This is a genomic window from Streptomyces sp. NPDC048258, from assembly GCF_043201995.1.
In the GTDB taxonomy this organism is placed as follows: domain Bacteria; phylum Actinomycetota; class Actinomycetes; order Streptomycetales; family Streptomycetaceae; genus Streptomyces.
Map to the genome: position 1 here is coordinate 35075 of NZ_JBICZH010000002.1, position 21302 is coordinate 56376.

The window sequence follows — 21302 nt, forward strand, 5'->3', positions numbered from 1 at the left end:
TGGTGAAGCGATGTCTCCGACTCTACGGCCAAAGTAGGTGAATTTTCAACTAAATGCCTCCGGCGGTGACCGGGATCACTCCTCCTCGGCCGAGTCCCGGGCCGCGAGCGCCGAGTCGAGCCGGGCCCTGGCCCCCTCCAGCCAGTGCCGGCACACCTTCGCCAGCTCCTCGCCGCGCTCCCAGAGCGCGAGGGAGTCCTCCAGGGACGTCCCGCCCGCCTCCAGCTTGCGGACGACCTCGATGAGCTCGTCGCGTGCCTGCTCGTACCCCAGCGCCGTCTCGGCCTCTGCCATTCCCTTTTCCACCCTGTGTGTAGTGCGACGTGTTGATTGCGGCTGTGTGTGGCCGTCCGCGGCCTCCCGCCGGCTACTCGGACGCGACCGCCGGTACCGAGGAGACCCGCACGGAGAACTCGCCCTCCGCGACCCGCGCGCGCAGCACCTCGTCCGCCGAGACCTCCTCCGGCGAGCGCACCACATGCCCGTCGGCACGCTGGAGCACGGCGTACCCCCGTTCCAGCGTGGCCGCCGGCGACAGCGCCACCACCCGGGCCAGGGTGTGCGCGAGCTCCGAGTCGGCCCGGTCCAGCAGGTGCCCCAGCGTCCGCCGGCCGCGTGCCAGCAGCGCCTCCAGCTCGTCCTCGCGGGTCTCCACCATCCGCTGCGGGTGGACGAAGACCGGCCGGGCGAGGGCGTGCGCCAGGCCCCGCTCCTCCCGGTCGAGCAGCCCGCTCACCGCGCGCAGCCCCCGGCCCTGCAGCTGGCGTACGCGCTCCAGCTCCTCGCCGACGTCCGGGACCACCTTCTTGGCCGCGTCCGTGGGCGTGGAGGCCCGCAGGTCCGCGACCAGGTCCAGCAGCGGCGAGTCCGGCTCGTGGCCGATCGCCGAGACCACGGGGGTACGGGCCGCCGCGACCGCCCGTACGACCTCCTCGTCGGAGAAGGGCAGCAGGTCCTCCACGCTGCCGCCGCCGCGCGCCACGATGATCACGTCGACCTCGTCGAGGGCGTCGAGCTCCTTGACCGCCTGGATCACCTGGGGCACCGCGTGCACCCCCTGGACGGCGACGTTGCGCACCTCGAAGCGGACCGCCGGCCAGCGCCGCCGGGCGTTCTCCAGCACATCGCGCTCGGCCGCCGAGGCCCGCCCCACCACCAGCCCGATCAGCTGCGGCAGGAAGGGCAGCGGCTTCTTGCGGTCCAGCGCGAACAGCCCCTCCGAGGCGAGGGACCGCTTGAGCCGCTCCAGCCGGGCCAGCAGCTCACCGATGCCGACCGGCCGTATCTCCGTGGCCCGCAGCGACAGCTGCCCGCGCGGGGCGTACCACTCGGGCTTGGCCAGTACGACGACCCGCGCGCCCTCCGAGACCGCGTCCGCGACCTCGTCGTAGACCTGGCGGAAGCAGGTCACGCTGACCGAGATGTCGTGCGAGGGATCGCGCAGCGTCAGGAAGACCACCCCCGCTCCCGGCCGCCGCGAGAGCTGCGTGATCTGCCCCTCCACCCACACCTGGCCGAGCCGCTCGATCCAGCCCCCGATGAGCCGGGACACCTGCCCCACCGGCAGCGGCGCCTCGGCCGACGTATTGAGTCCCATGCACGCAGGCTAACGGGCGCCGCTGACAGCGTCTCAGGCTCCGGCGCGGGTGTCGGGATCCGGACGGTCGTCAGGGGAGGACCCAGGGGCGTCAGGGGGCGGTCGTCGGGCCGTCGTCAGGGGCGCCCCCGCCGCGCCGCCCGCGCTGGGCGAGGAGCACCCCCAGGCCCACCGCCAGCCACGCCGCCCCCACCACCTGCGCCGTCCAGGAGGCCTCGACGATCACCGCGACGGTCACCGCCGCGCCCAGCACCGGGGCCACCAGGTGCTTCCACCAGTGCGGCGCGCCCTCCCGGCGCTTGACCACGAACCAGCCCACCACCGAGGCGTGCAGCAGCGTGAAGGCCACCAGCGCCCCGACGTCGACCACGGAGACCAGGTGGTCGAGCCCGTCGTCGCGCCGGGCCGCCCACACGGCCGCGACCAGCGTGATGGCGGCCGCCACCAGCAGCGCCGGCCGCGGAGTGCCGTCCGAGGTCCGGGCCAGCGCGCGCGGCAGCCGCCGCTCCCGGGCCATCGCGAACAGCAGCCGCCCGGCCGCCGCCTGCCCCGCCAGCGCCGCGAAGGCCGCCCCGATCGCCTTGCTGACCGCCACCAGGTCGTGCAGCCAGGAGCCGACCGAGGATTCCACCGCGTTGTAGAAGGCCGGGCCCTGCTGCCCCGGATCGGCCGCCAGCTCCGCCGCGGTGACGGGGTTGAGCAGCGCCACGAGATAGGTCTGGACGACGAACAGCACCCCGGCCAGCGCCAGGCAGAGCAGCACCGCCCGGGCCACCCGCGCAGAGCCGCCCGTCACCTCCTCCGCGAAGGAGACGATCGCGTCGAAGCCCAGGTACGAGAGCACGGCGACCGACACCGCGCCCAGTACGGCCGCCGTCGAGAAGCCGAGCGAGCCGTCGCCGGTCAGCGGGGAGAGCCAGCCGCGCCGCGCCCCGTCCTGGACCAGGACCGTCACCGCGGCGACCACGAAGACCAGCAGCACCAGGATCTCCAGGGCCAGCACGGCGAAGCCCACGCGCGCGGCCGTCCGTACGCCCCACAGGTTCAGCAGCGTGGTGACCACGACGGCCAGGGCCGTCCACACCCACCGGGAGACCTCGGGGACCAGGGCGTTCATCGCGATCCCCGAGAACAGGTACGCGACCGCAGGGATCAGCAGGTAGTCGAGCATCGCCATCCACCCGGCGATCAGGCCGGGCCCCTCGCCCAGGCCCTTGCGGGCGTACGTGAAGACCGAGCCGGCCTGCGGGGCGACCCGCACCATCTGGGCGTACGAGAAGGCGGTGAAGGCCATGGCGACGGTCGCGACGAGGTAGACGAGGGCCACGGCGCCGTGCGACTTCGCGTCCAGGGTGCCGAAGACCCCTACCGGGGCCATCGGCGCGATGAAGAGCAGCCCGTAGACGACCAGGTCCCGGAAGCCGAGGCTCCGCCGCAGCGCGGTGGGCGCCGGCGCACTGGAATCCGTCACGGACGCCATCCGTCCTCCGGGCGATCGGCGGGACATTCTTTCGGGTCTTCCGGGCAAGTGTGTGCCGTACGGGCGACGTCCGGCCTGCTGGAGACCCCCGTACGATGGAGCGTATGACTGCTCCCGCCCCTGCTCCCGCTTCCCGCCGTGTCCTGCTCGCCGCGCCCCGCGGCTACTGCGCGGGCGTGGACCGAGCCGTGATCGCCGTCGAGAAAGCCCTTGAGCAGTACGGCGCGCCGGTCTACGTGCGGCACGAGATCGTGCACAACAAGTACGTCGTCCAGACGCTGGAGAAGAAGGGCGCCATCTTCGTCGAGCGGACGGAGGAGGTGCCCGAGGGCTCCATCGTGATGTTCTCCGCGCACGGTGTGGCGCCGGTGGTGCACGAGGAGGCGGCGCGCGGCAAGCTCGCGACGATCGACGCGACCTGCCCGCTGGTCACCAAGGTGCACAAGGAAGCCATCCGGTACGCGAACGAGGACTTCGACATCCTCCTCATCGGCCACGAGGGCCACGAGGAGGTCATCGGCACCTCCGGCGAGGCCCCGGACCACATCACGATCGTGGACGGTCCGGACGACGTCGCGGGCGTCGAGGTGCGTGACGAGTCCAAGGTCGTCTGGCTGTCGCAGACCACGCTCTCGGTCGACGAGACGATGGAGACGGTCGACGCGCTGAAGACCAAGTTCCCGCTGCTGGTCTCGCCGCCGAGCGACGACATCTGCTACGCCACCTCCAACCGGCAGGCCGCCGTCAAGCAGATGGGCGCCGACTCGGACCTGGTCATCGTCGTCGGCTCCAAGAACTCCTCGAACTCGATCCGCCTGGTCGAGGTCGCGCTGGACGCGGGCGCGCGCGCCGCGTACCTGGTCGACTTCGCGAGCGAGATCGACGAGGCCTGGCTGGAGGGCGTCACCACGGTCGGCCTGACCTCGGGCGCCTCGGTGCCGGAGGTCCTGGTCGAGCAGGTGCTGGAGTGGCTGGCGGAGCGCGGTTACGCGGACGTGGAGATCGTCAAGACGGCCGAGGAGTCGATCGTCTTCTCGCTGCCGAAGGAACTGCGCCGTGACCTGCGCGCCGAAGCGGCGGAACTGGTCGCCGACAAGTAACTCCTTTCGTACGGTATGTCCATGCAGATCATGGGTGTGGACATCGGCGGTTCAGGGATCAAGGGCGCTCCCGTGGACCTGGACCGAGGCGACCTGGCACAGGAGCGCCACAAAGTACTGACACCGCATCCGGCCACCCCAGAAGGGGTGGCCGGATGCGTTGCGGAGGTGGTCGGTGCCTTCTCCTGGTCGGGCCCGGTCGGGGTCACCTTTCCGGGCGTGGTGACGAACGGGATCACCCGTTCGGCGGCCAACGTCGACAAGGGATGGGTCGGCATCGACGCGGCGGCGCTGCTCACGCGCGAGCTGGGCGGGCTGCCGGTCACGGTCCTCAACGACGCGGACGCGGCGGGGGTCGCGGAGATGACGTACGGGGCCGGGCGCGGCCGGGGCGGCACGGTCCTCATGCTCACCCTGGGCACGGGCATCGGGAGCGCCCTGTTCACGGACGGGCGGCTGGTGCCGAACACGGAGCTCGGGCACCTGGAGCTGAAGGGCCACGACGCGGAGACGCGGGCGTCGGTGAAGGCCAAGGAGGACGGCGACCTCACCTGGGAGCGCTGGGCGCACCGGCTCCAGAGGTACCTGGCGCACGTGGAGATGCTGTTCTCGCCGGACCTCTTCATCCTCGGGGGCGGCGTCAGCCGCAAGCCGGAGAAGTTCCTGCCGCTGATCGAGGGCATCCGGGCCGAGATCGTCCCGGCCGAGCTCCAGAACAACGCGGGCATCGTGGGAGCGGCGATGGCGGCGAGGCGCTAGGGCCGGGGACCAGGGGCCTAGGCGGCGCGGCGGGGGAGCCTCCGCCTGCCGATGAGTACGGCTTTGCGCACCACGGCGATCAGCGCGGCGACCAGCGTCCCCGCGTAGAGCCAGCCCGCGTGCAGGGACAGGGCGGACACCAGCCCCATCAGCTGCCCGCCGAAGCCGCCGGAGCCGCCCGAGATGGGCCACACTCCGGCGGCGAACGCGATGGGGACGGTGATCGGGGCGGTGATCAGGTCGGCGGGCCGCACCCAGAGGGCGGTGGCGGCCGCGACGGGCAGGAAGAGCAGCCCGTAGACGAAGAGCGAGGAGCCGAAGAGCAGCCAGCAGATCCCGCCGGCCAGCAGCATGGCGGCGCACGCGAACAGTCCGCCGCCGAGCCCGGTCAGCCGGGGCCGGGGCATGCGTCGGGTCAGCGAAGGCAGGGGGCGGCCGCCGCCCTGGGCGGGCACGGCCGCGGGCCGTGTCCCCCTTCGCTGGGCCGGGGGTCGCTGCGGGTGAGGGGCCGGTCGCGTCCTGTATTGCTCCACGCCCTCCACGCTAGGCGGGGGGAGCGCGGTATCCGTGTGGGGACACGCGTACATCCACCGCCACTCATCGGAAAGTAAACTGTCCGATGGCCCACCTCCGGGCCGCCGCCCCCTCCAGCTACGGGAAGTCGCCAACGTGTCGCTCACGATCGGAATCGTCGGCCTGCCGAATGTCGGCAAGTCGACCCTGTTCAACGCCCTGACCAAGAACGACGTGCTGGCGGCCAACTACCCGTTCGCCACGATCGAGCCGAACGTCGGCGTCGTAGGCGTCCCGGACGCGCGCCTCGCGGTCCTCGCGGGCATCTTCGGCTCCCAGAAGGTCCTCCCGGCGACGGTGGACTTCGTCGACATCGCGGGCATCGTGCGCGGCGCCTCGGAGGGTGAGGGCCTGGGCAACAAGTTCCTGGCCAACATCCGCGAGTCGGACGCGATCTGCCAGGTCATCCGCGCCTTCAAGGACGAGAACGTCGTACACGTCGACGGCAAGGTCTCGCCGAAGGACGACATCGAGACGATCAACACCGAGCTGATCCTCGCCGACCTCCAGTCCATCGAGAAGGCCGAGCCGCGCCTGACGAAGGAGTCCCGCCTCCAGAAGGAGAAGGTCGCGGTCCTCGCGGCCGTCGTCGAGGCCAAGAAGATCCTCGAAGCCGGCGACACCCTCTTCTCCAAGGGCATCACCAAGGGCACGGAGCAGGGCGAACTCCTCCACGAGCTGCACCTGCTGACCACGAAGCCGTTCCTCTACGTCTTCAACGTGGACGAGGACGAGCTGGTGGACGACGCCTTCAAGGCGGAGCAGAGCGCGCTCGTCGCCCCGGCCGAGGCGATCTTCCTGAACGCCAAGCTGGAGCAGGACCTCTCCGAGCTGGACGAGGACGAGGCCCTCGAACTCCTCCAGTCGGTCGGCCAGGACGAGCCCGGCCTGGCCACCCTCGGCCGCGTCGGCTTCGCCACGCTGGGCCTCCAGACGTACCTGACGGCCGGCCCGAAGGAAACCCGCGCCTGGACGATCAAGCAGGGCGCCACCGCCCCGGAGGCGGCCGGCGTGATCCACACCGACTTCCAGCGCGGTTTCATCAAGGCCGAGGTCATCTCCTTCGCGGACCTGGTCGAGTGCGGCTCGGTCACCGAGGCCCGCGCGAAGGGCAAGGCCCGCATGGAGGGCAAGGACTACGTCATGCAGGACGGCGACGTGGTGGAGTTCCGCTTCAATGTGTAGTCGTCTCGCTACTGCATGTTAGCTAGTTTGGTCAAACGTGCAGGTCAGAAGGGGTCGGACTCTGTTGAGTCCGACCCCTTCCGCATTCCCGTGCTGACCTGGTGCTGACTTGGAATCGCGGTGTCGGTCCGAGTGGCCCGGCGCGCGAGGGGGCGCAGTCAGGCGTGGGGGACCGCCGTGGCGAGGACCACCTCGAATTCCTCAAGGCTGCTGGTGGTCACGCGGGCCTTCGCCGTGGCCTCTCCGCGGACCGCCGCGACGGCGCCACGGGATGCCACGAGTGCGTCGCGGCCGGTGAAGAGCGCGCCGACAGCGGCTCTGCCCCGGTCGCGGTCGATGAGCAAGGAGATGCCGGCCAGCCCGGGGATCTTCTGGACCTTGGGCAGTGAGGTGTCGCGGAACGTGTCCACCAGCAGGTCGATGTCGGGCGGCTCGACGTCCATGCGGACCAGCCGGAACCCCGCGCCCGGCCCGAGTTCCTCTGCGCGCCGGGCGACTGCCGCTTCCCAGTTGTCGACCGTCACGGTCTGCGCGAAGGGCGCCATCATCTCGGCTCGCCGCTTGCTCAGGTTCTCGTAGCTGGCCTGCCGGGAGGCCTCGTCCTCCCACCATGATCCCACCAGGAGCTTGCCGAGCTCGCGGTCGGCGAACAGCCCCATCCCGCGAAAGCCCGGCTGCGCCGACAGCAGCGCGCGCCCGTCGGTCCGGATCGCCTCGGCGACCCCGTCGAGCTCGGCCGGATCACCCGTTGCATAGATGCTGCGAACGTACATAGCGCCCTTTCCTGCCTTCCGGTGGCCCGCGCGGGCTCGTGTTCCCCACTCCATGCGATGGCCGGGGCGGATGGGGGTCAACGTGGCAGGGGCATTCAGGTGAAGAGACGGGCCGTCGCCGGCGCGGAGACGGTGGATCGGTTTCCGGCTTGCACGACCCACACCACGAGCTCTCCGTTGTCGACCGTGTAGACGACGCGGTGGTCGCCGACCCGCAGGCGACGGCGTTCTGGCTGCGATACGAGTGCGGTGGTGTTGAAGCCGAGGGGGTCGCTCTCCAGCTCGGTCAGCTTGGCCAGGATGCGCAGCGCCATGTCGTGAGGGATCTTCCGGAGTTCGGCCTGCGCCTCGGGCCGGAAGACGGTCCGGTACTCATTCACCGCGCGCCAGCGTCTCCCTCATGATGTCCTCGATCGGGATGCCGGGCGCGGGGTTGGCCATGCGCTCGTCGATGATCCGGTTGATCTCGCGCTCTTCCCACTCCTGGTACTTGCGCAGCACCTCGATGGAGACGACGGCGGCTACTTCCTTGCCCCGGCGCGTGATCACTGTGGGGACGTCGTCGCGATCGGCGCGCTCCACGACCTCGGCCAGGTGTGCGCGTACGTCACGGATGGACTCTATGGGCAGCGGCCGTGTCATGAGCCCAAGGGTACCGAGTGTCCCATGTGTACACAATGCTCGCTGTGGCGGGCGGACGGGCTTCCTTCGCCGTGGTCGCGCGTGCTGGATGTGCTGGGTGAAGCTGCACCATCCATCAGCCATTCGGCCCGACCGGAGGGCGTCGAGAGTGGTACGTTATTAGGTACCACTTGAGGGAAGAGGTCAGGTCATGTCCATAACCGCGAGCGAAGCCCGCAAGGAACTCTTTCCGCTGATCAAGAAGGTCAACGAGAACCACGAGGCCATCGAGATCGTCTCGAAGCACGGCAACGCCGTGCTCGTCTCGGCCGAGGACTACGCGGCGCTGCGCGAGGGCTCGTACCTGCTGCGCTCTCCGGCGAACGCCCGTCGGCTGCTCAAGGCGTACGAGAACGCCCTGGCCCACATCAACGTGTCGGAGCGCGAGCTGATCGATCCCGACTCCGCGGGCGCAGGTGCGGGTGCCGCGTGAGGCTTGTCTTCGAGGATCAGGGCTGGGAGGACTACACGTCCTGGCTCAAGAACGACCGCAAGATGCTCGCTCGGATCAACAAGCTCATCGAGGACGTCAGGCGTGACCCGTTCTCGGGGATCGGTAAGCCCGAACCTTTGAAGTACCACCTGCCTGGCGCGTGGTCGCGGCGGATCGACGACGAGCACCGCCTCGTCTACCTGGTGACGGACGAGGAGATCGTCATCCTCGCGGCTCGGTACCACTACTGACCGCCCGTGCTGGGATGGTGCTGGGAGGGACCCCTCCGAAACGACGTTTCCGCAGGTCGCAGCTCTGCACTCGACGTTCCGCTTCAACGTGTGATCAGTTCGTTCCTGCACGCTAGGTAGTTCGTCAAGCGTGCAGGCCGGAAGGGGTCGACTCCTCCAGGAGTCGACCCCTTCGTCGTCACCGTGCTGGATGGGTGCCGGATATTCTGACGCCGGATCAGCCGGGATCACGTGTCGTAGACGGTGGATCGGTGTCCGGCGTGCACGACCCACACCACGAGCTCTCCGTTGTCGACCGTGTAGACGACGCGGTGGTCGCCGACCCGCAGGCGACGGCGTTCTGGCTGCGATACGAGTGCGGTGGTGTTGAAGCCGAGGGGGTCGCTCTCCAGCTCGGTCAGCTTGGCCAGGATGCGCAGCGCCATGTCGCGAGGGATCTTCCGGAGTTCGGCCTGCGCCTCGGGCCGGAAGGCGGTCGTCGCCGCCGTGGCGGTCGGACAGGCTCGCCCTCGCGCGTGCTGGATGTGCTGGACAAGGCTGCACCGTGCTGGACAGGTGCTGGATGGATGGGCCCCCGGGTTCCAGGCGGCTGATGGCGCAGGCGCCGGCCGTCATGATGCTGCCGGGTGGTCGCGACGCCAGAAGGTGGGCAGCCACCAGCAGAGCACCGAGGGGTCGTCGGGCCACGGGGTGTGTTCGTCCGAGCCCCAGTCCTCGAAGGAGTCACGCGTCAGGTCGATGGGGCGCCAGGCCGGGTCGAGCGGCTCGTCCTCGGCCGGAGGGCGGACGTACTGCCGGCCGTGCTCGTCGCAGGCGCCGAAGTGCTGGTAGTTCCGCTGCGCCTCGGTCAGGGAGACCCTGTTGGCTCCGACGGACACGGTCGGCCACCGGAACTGGATCCCGTCGTCCTCCCAGAAACACACGGGGCAGATCTCGAAGGAGCCGGGCATGGCGTCGAGCACGCGGTGTCCGCAGCAGGGGCAGGGGTGGCGGTGGTTCACCTGCGCAGTCTTGTTCACGGTCGGGCCGGTGTGCCATGGATTTCCGTGTCTCGGCATGCCCGGCCGGTCCGCGGCGGGATGCTTGCTACAGGCCGCGGACCGAGGCGATCGTGAACGTGGTGGGGGTGCCCGAGCCGGGGGACATGGGGCCGCCCTTGTCGAACTGGGAGCGGACCACCAGGGTGCGTCCCGGGGTGTGGGCGAGGGTCGTGGGGATCTGCAGGGACGGGTCCGTGATCGTGTGGAGCAGGCGGGCGCGCGTGCCGTCCCGGCCGAGCCGCCAGCGGGTCAGGGTGTTGGTGGTGTTGTGCGCCACGCGCAGGGTGCCGTCGGGGGAGAGGTCGAGGCCGTCGCCGGCCTTGAGGTCGGCGCCGCCCAGGTCGACGCGGCGGACGGCGCCGGTGCGCAGGTCGACGCGGTAGAGGTCGCCCTCGGGCATGTCGACGGTGAGCAGGTAGCGGCCGGCCCGGTCCGAGACGATGCCGTTGAGGCTGAACGAGCCCGCCGGGCGGGGCCGCAGCGCCGGGGTGAGGTCGTACGCCTCGGTCAGGGTGCCGCTGCCGGCGGCCAGTTGGGCCGGGGTCACGCGGTAGATCACCCCGCGGACGCTGTCGCTCAGGTACGCGCTGCCGTCCGGGGTGAAGGTCAGGTCGTTGACGAAGCGGGGGGAGGTCCCGGCCACCTCGAAGTGGGCCAGGCGGGTCCCGGTCGCCGTGTCGTAGACGGAGACGCCGGCGGTGGAGTCCGTGACCCACAGGCGGCCCCGGGCGTCGACGCGCAAGCCGTTCGCCGTGTGGCGGCCGTCGGTGCCGGAGGGCAGGAACACCTCGGCCTCGGGCCGGCCGGGGCGGGCGCGGTAGACGGTGCCGTCCGCGTACGAGCCCACGTAGACGGTGTGGGTGCGGGGGTCCGTGGCTATGCCCTCCGGGTAGACCTTCGCGCCGGGCAGGGTGAAGGCCGTGGATATACGGGCGCCAGCGCCGGGGGTCCGGGCCTGGGCGGGGCCCGCTCCGCATACGAGCGTCCCGGCGAGAGCCGCCGTCAGTGCTGTCGTCAGTGCCGTCGCCATGGCCGCGATCCGCAGCCGCTTCGTCGAGTACGCCATCACGTGTGTCCTCTACTGAGTAGGTGAAGGCGAATGTAAGTTAGAGTTCTAATGCATGCAAGGGCCGTAGGATGCGGGAATGACCTCCATGGCCCCCGCTGAGCGCATCGGCGCGCACCTCAAGCGCGCTGAGCAGGCACTTCTCGCGGCGAAGAGCGCAGCGTGCAAGCCGGCCGCAGTAACGGTTCCGCAGTACGCCGCGCTGCTCTGGCTGGACGAGAAGCCCGGCATCTCCGCCGCCGCGCTCGCGCGGCTGTGCGGGGTGACCCCGCCGACCATGAACACCGTGCTGAAGAACCTCCAGGAGCGCGGGTTCATCGAGCGGACCCCGCACGAATGGCATCGCAACGTGCTGGAGACCCGGCTCACCGACGAGGGGCGCGCGGCGCTGGAGTTGGCCGATTCCGGGGCCGTGCGGGTCGAGCGGGCGCTCGCCGCGGCGTTCACCGGGGAGGAGCGGGAGCAGCTCGTCCGGCTGCTCGGCCGGTGTGCGGAGGTGCTCGACGGCCAGCGTTGAGTCACCCGTTCGAACACCCGTTGAGAACCCGTTGAGACACCCCCTGTTCCGCTGAGAGCCCCTTAATGTTTTGCTCGCATTTGGAACTGTGTGGGGGTTTCGTACATCCCACCCCCTAGGGGATGCCCAGCCGTTCTGTCCCGCCCCGGGGCAGCCATGACCGTTCGGAGCGAAGTCCGTGCACGAGTACCCGCAGCGCCCGCAGCCCAAGCGCTCCCGCCGTCGAATATGGATCGCCGCGGTGGTCGCCCTCGTGGTCCTGCTCGGCGGTGGCGGCGGGTTCGCCGCCTGGAAGCTGGACTGGTTCTCCGGCAACGGTGAGAAGGTGAGCTTCGGCAAGGGCGCGCCGGCCCCCGTCGCGGAGCAGCAGGCCACCCCCAGCGGGTCCCCGACCCCCAAGCCCACCGGCGACCCGGACGTGCTCATGCCGACGGGCCCGAAGTCCGACTTCAAGCAGACCACCAAGCTCGACGACGGCACGGTCATCGCCAAGACCCGCCTCGCGGGCGCGAAGTCCGGCTTCGAGGGCGACGTGTGGGTGTGGGCGCCCAAGGAGTACGACGACCCGAAGTACGCCAAGACCGGCTTCCCGGTGCTCATCGCGCTCCCCGGCGGCAACGGCTTCCCGGCCAACTACTGGTCCGACCGCAGCCTCGGCCTCCAGAAGGCCATCAGCGAGGGCGTCCAGGCCGGTACCAGCCTCCCCTTCATCGTGGTCATGCCGGTGCTCAACCCGGACAACAAGTACTACTACGACGGCGCCGACATCCCCGGCCAGCCCAAGATGGGCACCTGGATCGCCGAGGACGTCCCGGACTTCACCAAGGCCAACTTCCGTACGTACAAGTCCCGTGACGGCTGGGCCTTCATGGGCTCCTCCTCCGGCGCCTTCGTCGGCATGAAGACGGTCCTTCAGCACCCGGACCGGTTCAAGGCCGTGATCGCCAGCGGCGGCGAGATCGTTCCCGACTCCCCGCTCTGGAAGGGCCACCAGGCCGAGATGGACGCGAACAACCCGGAGACGCTCGCCAGGAAGCTGATCGACTCCAACGGGCCCGAGGTCCACATCAACTTCCAGATCGGCACCAAGGAGAGCGGGAGGGAGCGGATGACGAAGTTCCAGCAGCAGTACGGCAAGGGCCCCGTCAAGATCACCATCCGCGACATCCAGAATGGCGAGCACAACGGCTGGCACTACGTGCGGGGCATGAAGGAAGGCTCCCTGGAGTGGATCAGCAAGGTGCTCAAGGCTCCCCAGCCCGCCACCGCCGGCTGACGCCCGTACCGAGGTCTCGTCCGACGCCCGCCCCGAGGCTCGTCCGACGCCCGCCCCGAGGCTCGTCCGACGCCCGCCCCGAGGCGCGTACGGGCGCCCGAATCCCCGCGCGCACGGCCCGTGGCGATCACCTCGTGGTGATCGCCACGTCACCCCCGTCCCAGGCAACCCATCCCGTCGTTCATACCTCTGTAAAGGGTGTAAGGGGGACCGATCGGTCCGACCCGCGCTCCGCAGCGAGCGCCGGAGAAGGAACGGGACAAATTCCGTGCAGCATGACCAGCAAGGCGACGGCGGCCCCACGACCAAGGGCGGCCGTCGCCCCAAGCGCCTGCGCCTGATTCTGATCGGCGGTGGGCTCGCGCTCACCCTCGCGGCCGGGGGCGCCGCCGCCGCGTACAAGTCCGGCCTCTTCTCGGACATAGGGGATCCGGTGTCCTTCGGGAAGGTCGATGCCGACGTCAAGCCGAAGGCCTCCAAGGCCTCCGACGCCCGGCCGGGCGTACGCATGCCCACCGGGCCGAAGGCCGAGTTCGTCCGCACCAGCCGGCTTCCGGACGGCACCCAGATCGGCCGGACCACGCTCACCGGGGCGAAGTCCGGCTTCACGGGTGACGTGTGGGTGTGGGTGCCGAAGGAGTACGACGAGCCGAGGTACGCCAAGAGCGCCTTCCCGGTCCTGATCTCCCTGCCCGGCGGCCGCGGCTACCCCACGAACTACTGGGGTACGGGCCCCGGCCTCGGCCTCCAGAAGGCCGTGAGCGACGGGGCGACGGCAGGCACCAGCCTGCCCTTCATCCTGATCATGCCGGTGCACAACGCCGACACCAAGCATCACTTCGACGCCTCCGACATCCCCGGAGAGCCCAGGATGGGCACCTGGATGGTCGAAGACATCCCGGATTTCACCAAGGCCAATTTCCGCACCTTCACCTCCCGCGACGGGTGGGCCTTCATGGGCTCCTCGGCGGGCGGATTCGGCGCCTTCAAGCACGTCCTGAAGTACCCCGACCGCTTCAAGGCGGCCATCGCGAGCGGGGTCGACATCGTCCCCGACTCCCCGCTGTGGAAGGGAAACACGCAGGCCATGGACGAGAACAACCCGGAGAAGCTCGCCGAGAAGCTGATCAAGGACGGCGGTCCGGACGTCTACATCAACTTCCAGATCGGCACCGCGGAGAGCGGCCGCGAGAAGGCCGAGCAGTTCATGAAGGACTACGGCAAGGGCCCCGTGCACACCACGCTGCAGGTGATCCAGGATGGTGAGCACAACGGAAAGTCGTACGTACGCGGCATGAGGGAGGGCGCACTGGCGTGGATCAGCAAGCAGATGCTGGCACCGACACCCGACCCCGGCGTGCAGTGAGCCCGGTGGTGAAGGGGGCATCGGCGGCCGCCGCCGCGGGGATCGCGATGGTGTTCGCCGTCGCGTTCCTCAAGGCGCCCGGCGACCGGCCGGTGCACCCCTTCCCCACCGTGGGCGTCCTCACGGCCAACGGCGAGCACTGGTGCACGGCGAGTGTCGTCGACAGCCCGAAGGGCAACGTCGTCGCCACCGCCGCGCATTGCGTGGCCCCGGCCGGCGAGGACGGGCGGCCGGGCGAGCTCGCCCACGACGGCCATGCCATCGGCGAGCTCGCCTTCGCCCCCGCCTTCTCCGGAGAGGGCTCCGGCAGCCACCCGCTGGGGGTGTGGAAGGTCAGTTCGATCCACGTGGACGAGCGCTGGACGAAGTGGGGCGAGGACACCGCCGACTTCGCCTTCCTCACCATCGCCCCGGACGAGGACGGGCGCAGCGTCCAGGAGGCCGTGGGCGGCCGCGCAGAGGCCCCGAAGCCCGAGTGGACCTCCGGCTACCAGCGCGACGTGACCGTCGTCGGCTATCCGGAGTCCGAGCACAACCCGCAGAACAAGCCCGTCTCCTGCACGACGCAGACCCGCCACGACGAGGACGACCCCGACATGCTGTACATCAGCTGCGCCGGGTTCTGGACGGGGACCAGCGGCAGCCCCTGGATCGCCGACCGGGGCGGTCCGGTGCGGCCCGGCCGGCTCATCGGGGTGCTGAGCGGCGGGGACACGGACGTGGACTCCACGGCCGCGCTGTTCGACGAGCGCGCGAAGGCGCTGTACGAGCGGGCCGCGCGGGGCTGAGCGTCGCCCGCTCCGGCTGCCCGGCTACCTGCGCTCCGTACTGACGATCACGCCCACCGCCGCCACGACGATCGCGCCGCCGAGCAGGATCGGCCAGGTCAGGGCCTCGTCGAGGATCAGCGCGCCGAGTGCGACGGCCACCACCGGATTGACGTACGCGTACGTGGACACCAGCGACAGCGGAGCGGCCTGGAGCAGCCACACGTACGCCGTGAAACCGACGAGCGAGCCGCAGACGACGAGGTAGCCGAGGGCCAGCCAGGAGGCGGTGGAGAAGGCCGCCGGGTCCAGGCCGCGGTGCTCGCCGCGCAGCAGGCCGACCAGCACTCCGGCGACGCCGCCCGCGAGCATCTGGTACGCGCTGCCCGTGAAGGGATTGCCCGGCAGGCTGAGCTTCGACGCCGAGAACGAGCCCAGGGACCACAGCACCGACGCGGCCACCACCAGCAGTACTCCGGACAGCCGTACCTCCCCGCTCAGCCCCGGGCTGGTCAGCACCACGAGCCCGGCCAGGCCGACCAGGACCCCGCCCAGGGTGCGCAGCGGCGGCCGGTCCCCGGTGCTCGACCGCAGCACCACCACCCACATCGGCACCGCCGCCACCAGCAGCGCGGCCAGCCCGGACGGTACGGAGGTCTCGGCGAGGACCACCAGGCCGTTGCCGCCGAGGATCAGCAGCAGGCCGACCAGGACCGCGGAGCCGAGCTGGGCGCGGGTGGCCTTGAGCGCGGCCGGGCCGTAGCGCCAGGCGACGGCGACGGTCAGCAGCAGGCCGGCGGCGATGAAGCGGGCTCCGGCGGAGAGGAACGGCGGCATGGTCTGGACGACGATCCGGATGCCGAGGTAGGTCGAGCCCCAGACGACGTAGACGAGGAGGAGGGCCGTCCACACGGCGCCGGTGATCTTGCGGTGCGGGGTGGTGGCGGTCGTCTTGCTGTCCACCGGGGTCGATATGCGCATGACCCGGATCCTCTCAGTCGTCCATCAGCCCTTGGTCCGCCCTTGATGAGCCCTTGATCAGCCCTTGAGCAGGCCGTTCAGCTCGCCGTACGGGAGGGAGTCCGCGAGCGATCCGTAGGTGCCGCCGGAGATCAGCTCCTCGGCGGCGCGGCGGACCACGGCGTACGCGGCTTCGGCGACCCAGGATCCGAGGCTGACGCGCGCTACGCCGAGGGCGCCGAACTCGGCGACGGTCGGGGCGCCGGGACCGACGAGGACGTTGAGCGGGGCGTCGATGCCCTTGGCGAGCTCGGCGACGGTGGCCGGGTCGGTGACGCCGGGGACGAAGATGCCGGTGGCTCCCGCCCGGAGGTAGGCGGCGGCGCGGGCGAGGGTCTCGTCGAGGCGGGTGGCGGGGTCTCCGAGGCCCTTGAGGTACGTGTCGACGCGGGCGTTGATGTACAGCGGGGCGCCGGCGGCCTCGGCGGCGGAGCGGGCGGCGGCCACGCGCTCGGCGTGCTCGGCGGGGGCGCGGGTGCCGTCCTCGATGTTGACGCCGACCGCGCCGGCGGCCAGCACCCCGGCGACGGTCTCCGCGACGGCGGCGGGGTCGGCGCCGAAGCCGCTCTCGATGTCGGCGGTGACGGGGACCGAGACGGCGGCGGCCACGCGGGCGACGAGGTCGAGGGCGCGGTCGCGGGCCAGGGCGTCGCCGTCGGGCGAGCCGAGGGACCAGGCGACGCCGGCGCTGGTGGTGGCGACGGCCGGCGCGCCGGCCGCCTCGACGATACGGGCGCCGGCGACGTCCCAGGCGTTGGCCAGGGCGAGGGGGGTGGCGGGGGTGTGCAGTGCCGCGAACGCGCGGGCCCGGGCGGCGAGGTCAAGGTTGCTGGTCATGCGCCCAGTTCAGCAGACCGGCCCGATCGGGTCGCGCGAGTTTCCGACATGAACGTCCGGCCCGACGCCTCCGGCGGGGTCGACGCGTCCTGGCCTCCCTGCGCCGCCGGGGGGGGGGGGGGGGGCCCCCCCCCCCCCCGCCCCCCCCCCCCGGGGGGGGGGGGCGGCGCGCCCCCCCCCCCCGCCGGCGGGGGGGGGGGGCGCCCCCCCCCCCCCCCGGCGCCGCACCGGACAGCCACGCACGGGGAAGCGGCGGCGCCCCGCCTACTTGGCGCCCGCGCCGCACAAGGGGAGGACCGCCGTGCGGCCCTGGAGGGGGTTGTGCGGGGACAGGGGGCCGACCGCGGCCCAGCAGGCCGCGGCCGTCGGTTCCACGAAGAGGCCGCGACGGGCCAGGTCCCGCTGGGCCTCGCGCACGTGGTCCTCCGGGACCGTCACGAACGTGCCGCCGGACTTGCGGACCGCCGCCAGGATCTGCCGGGCCCGCGGCGGCGCCGGGATCGCGATCCCCTCGGCCAGGGTGGGCAGTTGCGGCACCGGGTCCGCTTCCTCGGCGCCCGCGGCGAACGCCCGCGCCAGTGGGGCCACGGCCTCCGCCTGTACGGCGATCAGCGCCGGCGGCCTGACCCCGCGCCGGGCCAGTTCCTCCGCGGCCAGCGCGGCTCCCAGCAGCAGGGTGCCGTTGCCCACCGGGACGACCAGGGCCTCCGGGAGCCGGCCGCCGAGCTCCTCCCACACCTCGTACACGTACGTCTTCGTACCGTGCAGGAAGTACGGGTTGAAGACGTGGCTCGCGTAGAAGACCCCCGCCTCGTCCGCGGCCTCCCGGGCCGCCGCCGCCGCGGCCTCGCGGCCGCCCGGGACCACCCGTACGGCCGCCCCGTGCGCCCGCATCCGGTCCGTCTTCCTCTCCGAGGTGCCCTCCGGCACGAAAACTTCACAACTCAGCCCGGCCCGGGCGCAGTACGCCGCCACCGAGGTCCCCGCGTTGCCGCTGCTGTCCGCCACCACCCGCCGCGGGGCCAGCCGCCGGGCCAGCTCGGCGAGCATCACCGCGCCCCGGTCCTTGAACGACAGCGTCGGCATCAGGAAGTCGAGTTTGGCGTGAACCCGCTCCGCCAGCGGCACCATCGGAGTGTGTCCCTCCGCCAGCGACACGGAGAACGCCCCCGGCAGCGGCAGCGCCGCCGCGTACCGCCACAGCGAGTTCGGCCCGGCGGAAGGTTCCAGCACACTGGCCGGATCCGGCGTGAAGTCGAGGTCCCAGGGGCTGCCGCAGACCGGGCAGCACCAGGGGGCGGTCCGGACGTCCGCGCGGGTGCCGTCCTCTGGGCAGAGGTATCCGGGGAGTGCGTGCGTCATGTGCGAGGAGCCTTTGCTCAATCATGGCCTGTGTATGGCACGGATGTTACGGCTCGGCCGTCCTCTTGTGGGCGGCGACGACGGTGCGTCAACCTTTCGGAGGCGGCAGCCCGTTGGGCCGAATGGTTTGTCATGAGCATGGCTATCCCACCATGTCCGTGCGACCGTGCGGCGTGTACGGCTCCGCCTCACCCCCCGCAGCGCACCACCTATGAGGAGGACCCCTCACATGTCCGTGATGCGTCACACCCGCCGGAAGATCGCCGGCATCAGCGCGACCGCCGTCGTGGCCCTCGCGCTCGGCGCGGCAGCCGCGTTACCCGCTTCCGCGGCCGACAACGCCCCGCTGGGCGTCATCGAGAACGCCGGTGCCGCCGGAACCGTCTCCGGCAGCTACATCGTGACTCTGAACGACTCCGCCGCCCGCTCCACCGCGGACAGCGGCAAGGCCGTGGCCAAGCGGTACGGCGCGAAGATCGACCGGACCTACAGCGCGGCCCTCAACGGCTACTCCGTCGAGGTCTCCGAGGCGCAGGCCAGAAAGCTGGCCGCCGACCCAGCGGTCAAATCGGTCGTCCAGAACCGCGTCTTCACCGTCGACGCCACCCAGCCCAACCCGCCGTCCTGGGGCCTGGACCGCATCGACCAGCGGGCGCTCCCGCTGAACCAGAGCTACACCTACCCGGACAAGGCCGGCGAGGGCGTCACCGCCTACATCATCGACACCGGCGTCCGCAAGACGCACCAGGACTTCGGCGGCCGCGCCTCCGACGGCTACGACGCCATCGACAACGACAACACCGCGCAGGACGGCCACGGCCACGGCACGCACGTCGCCGGCACCGTCGCGGGCGGTTCGTACGGCGTGGCCAAGAAGGCCAGGATCGTCGGCGTCCGCGTGCTCAACAACCAGGGCTCGGGCACGACGGCCCAGGTGGTCGCCGGCATCGACTGGGTGACGCGCAACGCCGTCAAGCCGGCCGTGGCCAACATGTCGCTCGGCGGCGGCGCGGACTCCGCGCTCGACACCGCCGTACGCAACTCCATAGCCTCCGGCATCACCTACGGCGTCGCCGCGGGCAACGAGTCCACCGACGCCTCGACCAAGTCCCCGGCGCGCGTCGCCGAGGCCATCACGGTCGGCGCCACCACCAACACCGACGCGAAGGCCAGCTACTCCAACTACGGCTCCGTCCTGGACATCTTCGCGCCGGGCTCCTCCATCACCTCCTCGTGGGGTACGGGCGACACCGCCACGAACACCATCTCCGGCACGTCGATGGCCACCCCGCACGTCGTGGGAGCGGCCGCCCTGTACCTGTCGCAGAACCCGTCGAGCACCCCGGCCCAGGTCCGGGACGGCCTGGTCGCCGCGGCCACCCCGAACGTGGTGACCAGCCCCGGGACCGGTTCCCCCAACCGCCTGCTCAACGTCGGCACCGGCGGCACCGTCCCGCCCGGCCCGCGCTTCGAGAACACCGCGGACTACGCGATCAACGACAACTCGACCGTCGAATCGCCGATCACCGTCAGCGGAGTCTCCGGCAACGCCCCGGCGACCCTGAGCGTTCCCGTCGACATCAAGCACACCTACATCGGTGACCTGAAGGTCGACCTGATCGCCCCCGACGGCACCGTCTACACCCTGCACAACCGGGCCGGCGGCAGCACGGACAACATCAACCAGACCTACACGGTCAACGCCTCCTCCGAGGTCGCGAACGGCGTCTGGAAGCTGCGCGTGAACGACAACGCGAACATCGACACCGGCAAGATCGACTCCTGGGCGCTCCAGTTCTGAGGGACGTGAACTGAGCACACCGGCTGAGCCGCGATGAACAGGCGGGGGCGACCGACAGGGCGGTCGCCCCCGCTGCGTACTATTCGCGAATTCGTTCGCACCCGCCCTGTGATGGAGTCCCTCACCCCGTGAGCACCCCGCCGAGCCCGCCGCCCGGACCTGGCCACTCCTGGCCCCCGCCCACCCCGCAGTCGGTGTGGGCGCCGCCGCCCGGCTACGGGCAGTCGCAGTCGCAGGCGCCGTCGCAGCCGGAGCTCAACGGCTTCGCGCTCGCCTCGCTCCTCGTCGGGCTGCTGTGCCTGCCGCCGCTGGGCATCGTCTTCGGCGTCGTGGCCCTCGTACAGATCGCGAAGAAGCGGCAGCGGGGCAGGGCGTTGGCGATCGTGGGCCTGGTGGTGTCCGTGGTGATGACCGGCGTGCTGGCGGTCACCGTCGACCGGGTCGGCGGGGCGGTCCGCGACCGGCTCGACGCGATGGGCGAGCTCAGCGACGTCGAGGGCGACCTCACGGACCTCGACGACCTGCGGGCGGGCGACTGCTTCAACGTCCCGGACGGGGACCTGCTGGCCGACCGGCCGCTGACGTACAAGGTCGACTGCGCGCAGGCGCACCACGGAGAGGTCACCGCGTCGAAGGCGACGGACCTGACGGGCCTCGCCGAGTCGGCCGAGGCGGACCGCGCGTCCGAGGACGCGTGCTGGAAGGCGCAGGACGAGTACGCGATGGACACGTGGGCGCTGCCCGCGTACGCGGACATGTTCTACTTCGCGCCCTCACGCCAGTCCTGGCGCCAGGGGGACCGGCGGCTGCTGTGCGTGATCGGCACGACCGAGGAGGAGCAGCGGGGCAGCCTGCGCCGGGACGCGCGGACGCTGAAGCCCGAGCAGGCGGCGTTCCTGCGGGCCGCGAACGCCGTCGAGTTCCTCGTCGGCCGGGCGCCCGAGGAGGAGATCGAGGACGCGCTCCCGGAGCACCAGGCGTGGGCGCGCGAGGTGTACGCGGCGCTGGGCGAGGAGGCGAAGGTGCTGGAGGCCGACAAGGCCCGGCCGGGGCTGGAGAAGGCCGTCCAGGCGCAGCTCAAGGAGATCGAGGCGGCCCGCGCGGCATGGCAGCGGACCTCCCAGGCGAAGACGGCGGCGGACTTCGACAAGCACTGGGGCCGGGCCCTGGGTGCGATGTCCGTGGACACGGAGAAGGCGCTGCGCGGCGCGTACGGGCTGTCGACGGAGGTTCCGGAGTGGCTGGAGGAGTCCTCGGGGAGCCCGGAGGGCGGGGCCGGCCGGGGTCCCTCGGCGCAGGCGGCGTGACGTCGTCGGGGGTAACGCGCGGTAACGGGTTTGAGTGACCTGGCTTCATCACTTCGGGTGAAACTTTGGCCCTTGCTTGCGATGTACAACCGTCGGTTGCCAGGGTGTAGC

General features: G+C 71.2%; 24 protein-coding genes. 11 read left to right on the forward strand and 13 right to left on the reverse strand.

Annotated elements, in window-relative coordinates; translation table 11 throughout:
- Window positions 1-75 precede the first annotated feature (75 nt).
- The 3 genes from ACGFYQ_RS04315 to ACGFYQ_RS04325 form a co-directional block, all read right to left on the reverse strand.
- Complete coding sequence (locus ACGFYQ_RS04315; RefSeq protein ID WP_362392352.1) at window positions 76-294, reverse strand: exodeoxyribonuclease VII small subunit; 219 nt, start codon at window positions 292-294, stop codon at window positions 76-78.
- A gap of 73 nt (window positions 295-367) precedes the next feature.
- Window positions 368-1597 carry an exodeoxyribonuclease VII large subunit gene (xseA, locus tag ACGFYQ_RS04320; RefSeq protein WP_393739839.1) on the reverse strand — a complete coding sequence of 410 codons (1230 nt, stop codon included), beginning with the start codon at window positions 1595-1597 and terminating at the stop codon, window positions 368-370.
- 91 nt (window positions 1598-1688) lie between these two features.
- Entirely contained in the window at window positions 1689-3077 is a 1389-nt protein-coding gene (locus tag ACGFYQ_RS04325) for an APC family permease (RefSeq protein ID WP_393739841.1), read from the reverse strand.
- Window positions 3078-3172: 95 nt separating this feature from the next.
- Between ACGFYQ_RS04325 and ACGFYQ_RS04330 the strand changes: the two genes are divergently transcribed.
- Both ACGFYQ_RS04330 and ppgK read left to right on the forward strand, forming a co-directional pair.
- Window positions 3173-4177, forward strand: coding sequence for a 4-hydroxy-3-methylbut-2-enyl diphosphate reductase (locus ACGFYQ_RS04330; protein ID WP_393739843.1), 1005 nt, complete (start codon window positions 3173-3175; stop codon window positions 4175-4177).
- A gap of 21 nt (window positions 4178-4198) precedes the next feature.
- A complete protein-coding gene (ppgK, locus tag ACGFYQ_RS04335; protein ID WP_393739845.1) occupies window positions 4199-4936 on the forward strand; it encodes a polyphosphate--glucose phosphotransferase in 738 nt (245 codons plus the stop codon).
- A gap of 17 nt (window positions 4937-4953) precedes the next feature.
- On the opposite strand, the gene ACGFYQ_RS04340 is transcribed toward ppgK, so the two are convergent.
- Window positions 4954-5343: a DUF6542 domain-containing protein gene (locus tag ACGFYQ_RS04340; RefSeq protein WP_393739847.1), complete on the reverse strand. Its 390-nt coding sequence runs from the start codon at window positions 5341-5343 to the stop codon at window positions 4954-4956.
- Between the two features lie 262 nt (window positions 5344-5605).
- On the opposite strand from ACGFYQ_RS04340, the gene ychF reads away from it, so the two are divergent.
- Window positions 5606-6694, forward strand: coding sequence for a redox-regulated ATPase YchF (gene ychF, locus ACGFYQ_RS04345; protein ID WP_393739849.1), 1089 nt, complete (start codon window positions 5606-5608; stop codon window positions 6692-6694).
- Between the two features lie 158 nt (window positions 6695-6852).
- Here the strand turns inward: ychF and ACGFYQ_RS04350 are convergent, their stop codons facing one another.
- The 3 genes from ACGFYQ_RS04350 to ACGFYQ_RS04360 all read right to left on the reverse strand — a co-directional run bounded on the left by ACGFYQ_RS04350 (window position 6853) and on the right by ACGFYQ_RS04360 (window position 8109).
- Window positions 6853-7467, reverse strand: coding sequence for an antibiotic biosynthesis monooxygenase (locus ACGFYQ_RS04350; protein WP_393739851.1), 615 nt, complete (start codon window positions 7465-7467; stop codon window positions 6853-6855).
- Window positions 7468-7562: 95 nt separating this feature from the next.
- A complete protein-coding gene (locus tag ACGFYQ_RS04355) occupies window positions 7563-7847 on the reverse strand; it encodes a type II toxin-antitoxin system RelE/ParE family toxin (RefSeq protein ID WP_393739853.1) in 285 nt (94 codons plus the stop codon).
- Window positions 7840-8109 (reverse strand): type II toxin-antitoxin system Phd/YefM family antitoxin, encoded by a 270-nt coding sequence (locus tag ACGFYQ_RS04360; RefSeq protein ID WP_393739855.1) that lies wholly within the window; start codon window positions 8107-8109, stop codon window positions 7840-7842. Before ACGFYQ_RS04360 ends, ACGFYQ_RS04355 begins: the two co-directional genes overlap by 8 nt.
- A gap of 190 nt (window positions 8110-8299) precedes the next feature.
- On the opposite strand from ACGFYQ_RS04360, the gene ACGFYQ_RS04365 reads away from it, so the two are divergent.
- On the forward strand, window positions 8300-8581 hold the full coding sequence (locus tag ACGFYQ_RS04365) for a type II toxin-antitoxin system Phd/YefM family antitoxin (protein WP_393739857.1): 282 nt from the start codon (window positions 8300-8302) through the stop codon (window positions 8579-8581).
- The gene (locus ACGFYQ_RS04370; RefSeq protein ID WP_393739859.1) at window positions 8578-8832 is read left to right on the forward strand and encodes a Txe/YoeB family addiction module toxin; all 255 of its coding nucleotides are present in this window, start codon (window positions 8578-8580) and stop codon (window positions 8830-8832) included. The genes ACGFYQ_RS04365 and ACGFYQ_RS04370 overlap by 4 nt, the downstream gene beginning before the upstream one ends.
- Before the next feature lie 227 nt (window positions 8833-9059).
- Here ACGFYQ_RS04370 and ACGFYQ_RS04375 read toward each other — a convergent pair whose 3' ends face one another.
- From ACGFYQ_RS04375 to ACGFYQ_RS04385, 3 genes are all read right to left on the reverse strand, one after another.
- On the reverse strand, window positions 9060-9356 hold the full coding sequence (locus ACGFYQ_RS04375) for a type II toxin-antitoxin system RelE/ParE family toxin (RefSeq protein WP_393740875.1): 297 nt from the start codon (window positions 9354-9356) through the stop codon (window positions 9060-9062).
- An 87-nt stretch (window positions 9357-9443) separates the two neighbouring features.
- Window positions 9444-9851, reverse strand: coding sequence for a CPCC family cysteine-rich protein (locus tag ACGFYQ_RS04380; RefSeq protein WP_393739861.1), 408 nt, complete (start codon window positions 9849-9851; stop codon window positions 9444-9446).
- 67 nt (window positions 9852-9918) lie between these two features.
- The gene (locus ACGFYQ_RS04385) at window positions 9919-10938 is read right to left on the reverse strand and encodes an SMP-30/gluconolactonase/LRE family protein (RefSeq protein WP_393739863.1); all 1020 of its coding nucleotides are present in this window, start codon (window positions 10936-10938) and stop codon (window positions 9919-9921) included.
- Window positions 10939-11017: 79 nt separating this feature from the next.
- Between ACGFYQ_RS04385 and ACGFYQ_RS04390 the strand changes: the two genes are divergently transcribed.
- The 4 genes from ACGFYQ_RS04390 (at window position 11018) to ACGFYQ_RS04405 (ending at window position 14885) form a co-directional block, all read left to right on the forward strand.
- Window positions 11018-11455 carry a MarR family winged helix-turn-helix transcriptional regulator gene (locus ACGFYQ_RS04390; RefSeq protein WP_393739865.1) on the forward strand — a complete coding sequence of 146 codons (438 nt, stop codon included), beginning with the start codon at window positions 11018-11020 and terminating at the stop codon, window positions 11453-11455.
- A 178-nt stretch (window positions 11456-11633) separates the two neighbouring features.
- Entirely contained in the window at window positions 11634-12731 is a 1098-nt protein-coding gene (locus ACGFYQ_RS04395; protein ID WP_393739867.1) for an alpha/beta hydrolase, read from the forward strand.
- 268 nt (window positions 12732-12999) lie between these two features.
- Window positions 13000-14097, forward strand: a complete 1098-nt coding sequence (locus ACGFYQ_RS04400) for an alpha/beta hydrolase (RefSeq protein ID WP_393739869.1) — start codon at window positions 13000-13002, stop codon at window positions 14095-14097.
- A 5-nt stretch (window positions 14098-14102) separates the two neighbouring features.
- A complete protein-coding gene (locus tag ACGFYQ_RS04405) occupies window positions 14103-14885 on the forward strand; it encodes a trypsin-like serine peptidase (RefSeq protein WP_393739871.1) in 783 nt (260 codons plus the stop codon).
- Window positions 14886-14909: 24 nt separating this feature from the next.
- On the opposite strand, the gene ACGFYQ_RS04410 is transcribed toward ACGFYQ_RS04405, so the two are convergent.
- The 3 genes from ACGFYQ_RS04410 to ACGFYQ_RS04420 form a co-directional block, all read right to left on the reverse strand.
- Complete coding sequence (locus ACGFYQ_RS04410; RefSeq protein WP_393739873.1) at window positions 14910-15845, reverse strand: EamA family transporter; 936 nt, start codon at window positions 15843-15845, stop codon at window positions 14910-14912.
- A 57-nt stretch (window positions 15846-15902) separates the two neighbouring features.
- Window positions 15903-16721, reverse strand: a complete 819-nt coding sequence (locus tag ACGFYQ_RS04415; protein WP_393739875.1) for an isocitrate lyase/phosphoenolpyruvate mutase family protein — start codon at window positions 16719-16721, stop codon at window positions 15903-15905.
- A 264-nt stretch (window positions 16722-16985) separates the two neighbouring features.
- A complete protein-coding gene (locus ACGFYQ_RS04420) occupies window positions 16986-18083 on the reverse strand; it encodes a pyridoxal-phosphate dependent enzyme (RefSeq protein ID WP_393739877.1) in 1098 nt (365 codons plus the stop codon).
- Window positions 18084-18312: 229 nt separating this feature from the next.
- Between ACGFYQ_RS04420 and ACGFYQ_RS04425 the strand changes: the two genes are divergently transcribed.
- Window positions 18313-19884: a S8 family serine peptidase gene (locus ACGFYQ_RS04425; protein WP_393739879.1), complete on the forward strand. Its 1572-nt coding sequence runs from the start codon at window positions 18313-18315 to the stop codon at window positions 19882-19884.
- Window positions 19885-20012: 128 nt separating this feature from the next.
- Window positions 20013-21191 (forward strand): DUF4190 domain-containing protein, encoded by a 1179-nt coding sequence (locus ACGFYQ_RS04430; protein WP_393739881.1) that lies wholly within the window; start codon window positions 20013-20015, stop codon window positions 21189-21191.
- The last annotated feature ends 111 nt before the right edge of the window (window positions 21192-21302 follow it).

Bases quoted from the DNA above. Each gene is read 5' to 3' on its own strand.
- ACGFYQ_RS04365 (WP_393739857.1), top strand. From the start codon at position 8,300: ATGTCCATAACCGCGAGCGAAGCCCGCAAGGAACTCTTTCCGCTGATC.
- ACGFYQ_RS04420 (WP_393739877.1), bottom strand. From the start codon at position 18,083: ATGACGCACGCACTCCCCGGATACCTCTGCCCAGAGGACGGCACCCGC.
- ACGFYQ_RS04385 (WP_393739863.1), bottom strand. From the start codon at position 10,938: ATGGCGTACTCGACGAAGCGGCTGCGGATCGCGGCCATGGCGACGGCA.
- ACGFYQ_RS04325 (WP_393739841.1), bottom strand. From the start codon at position 3,077: ATGGCGTCCGTGACGGATTCCAGTGCGCCGGCGCCCACCGCGCTGCGG.
- ACGFYQ_RS04390 (WP_393739865.1), top strand. From the start codon at position 11,018: ATGACCTCCATGGCCCCCGCTGAGCGCATCGGCGCGCACCTCAAGCGC.
- ppgK (WP_393739845.1), top strand. From the start codon at position 4,199: ATGCAGATCATGGGTGTGGACATCGGCGGTTCAGGGATCAAGGGCGCT.
- xseA (WP_393739839.1), bottom strand. From the start codon at position 1,597: ATGGGACTCAATACGTCGGCCGAGGCGCCGCTGCCGGTGGGGCAGGTG.
- ACGFYQ_RS04410 (WP_393739873.1), bottom strand. From the start codon at position 15,845: ATGCGCATATCGACCCCGGTGGACAGCAAGACGACCGCCACCACCCCG.
- ACGFYQ_RS04315 (WP_362392352.1), bottom strand. From the start codon at position 294: ATGGCAGAGGCCGAGACGGCGCTGGGGTACGAGCAGGCACGCGACGAG.
- ACGFYQ_RS04330 (WP_393739843.1), top strand. From the start codon at position 3,173: ATGGAGCGTATGACTGCTCCCGCCCCTGCTCCCGCTTCCCGCCGTGTC.
- ACGFYQ_RS04360 (WP_393739855.1), bottom strand. From the start codon at position 8,109: ATGACACGGCCGCTGCCCATAGAGTCCATCCGTGACGTACGCGCACAC.
- ACGFYQ_RS04340 (WP_393739847.1), bottom strand. From the start codon at position 5,343: ATGCCCCGGCCCCGGCTGACCGGGCTCGGCGGCGGACTGTTCGCGTGC.
- ACGFYQ_RS04415 (WP_393739875.1), bottom strand. From the start codon at position 16,721: ATGACCAGCAACCTTGACCTCGCCGCCCGGGCCCGCGCGTTCGCGGCA.
- ACGFYQ_RS04425 (WP_393739879.1), top strand. From the start codon at position 18,313: ATGTCCGTGATGCGTCACACCCGCCGGAAGATCGCCGGCATCAGCGCG.
- ACGFYQ_RS04350 (WP_393739851.1), bottom strand. From the start codon at position 7,467: ATGTACGTTCGCAGCATCTATGCAACGGGTGATCCGGCCGAGCTCGAC.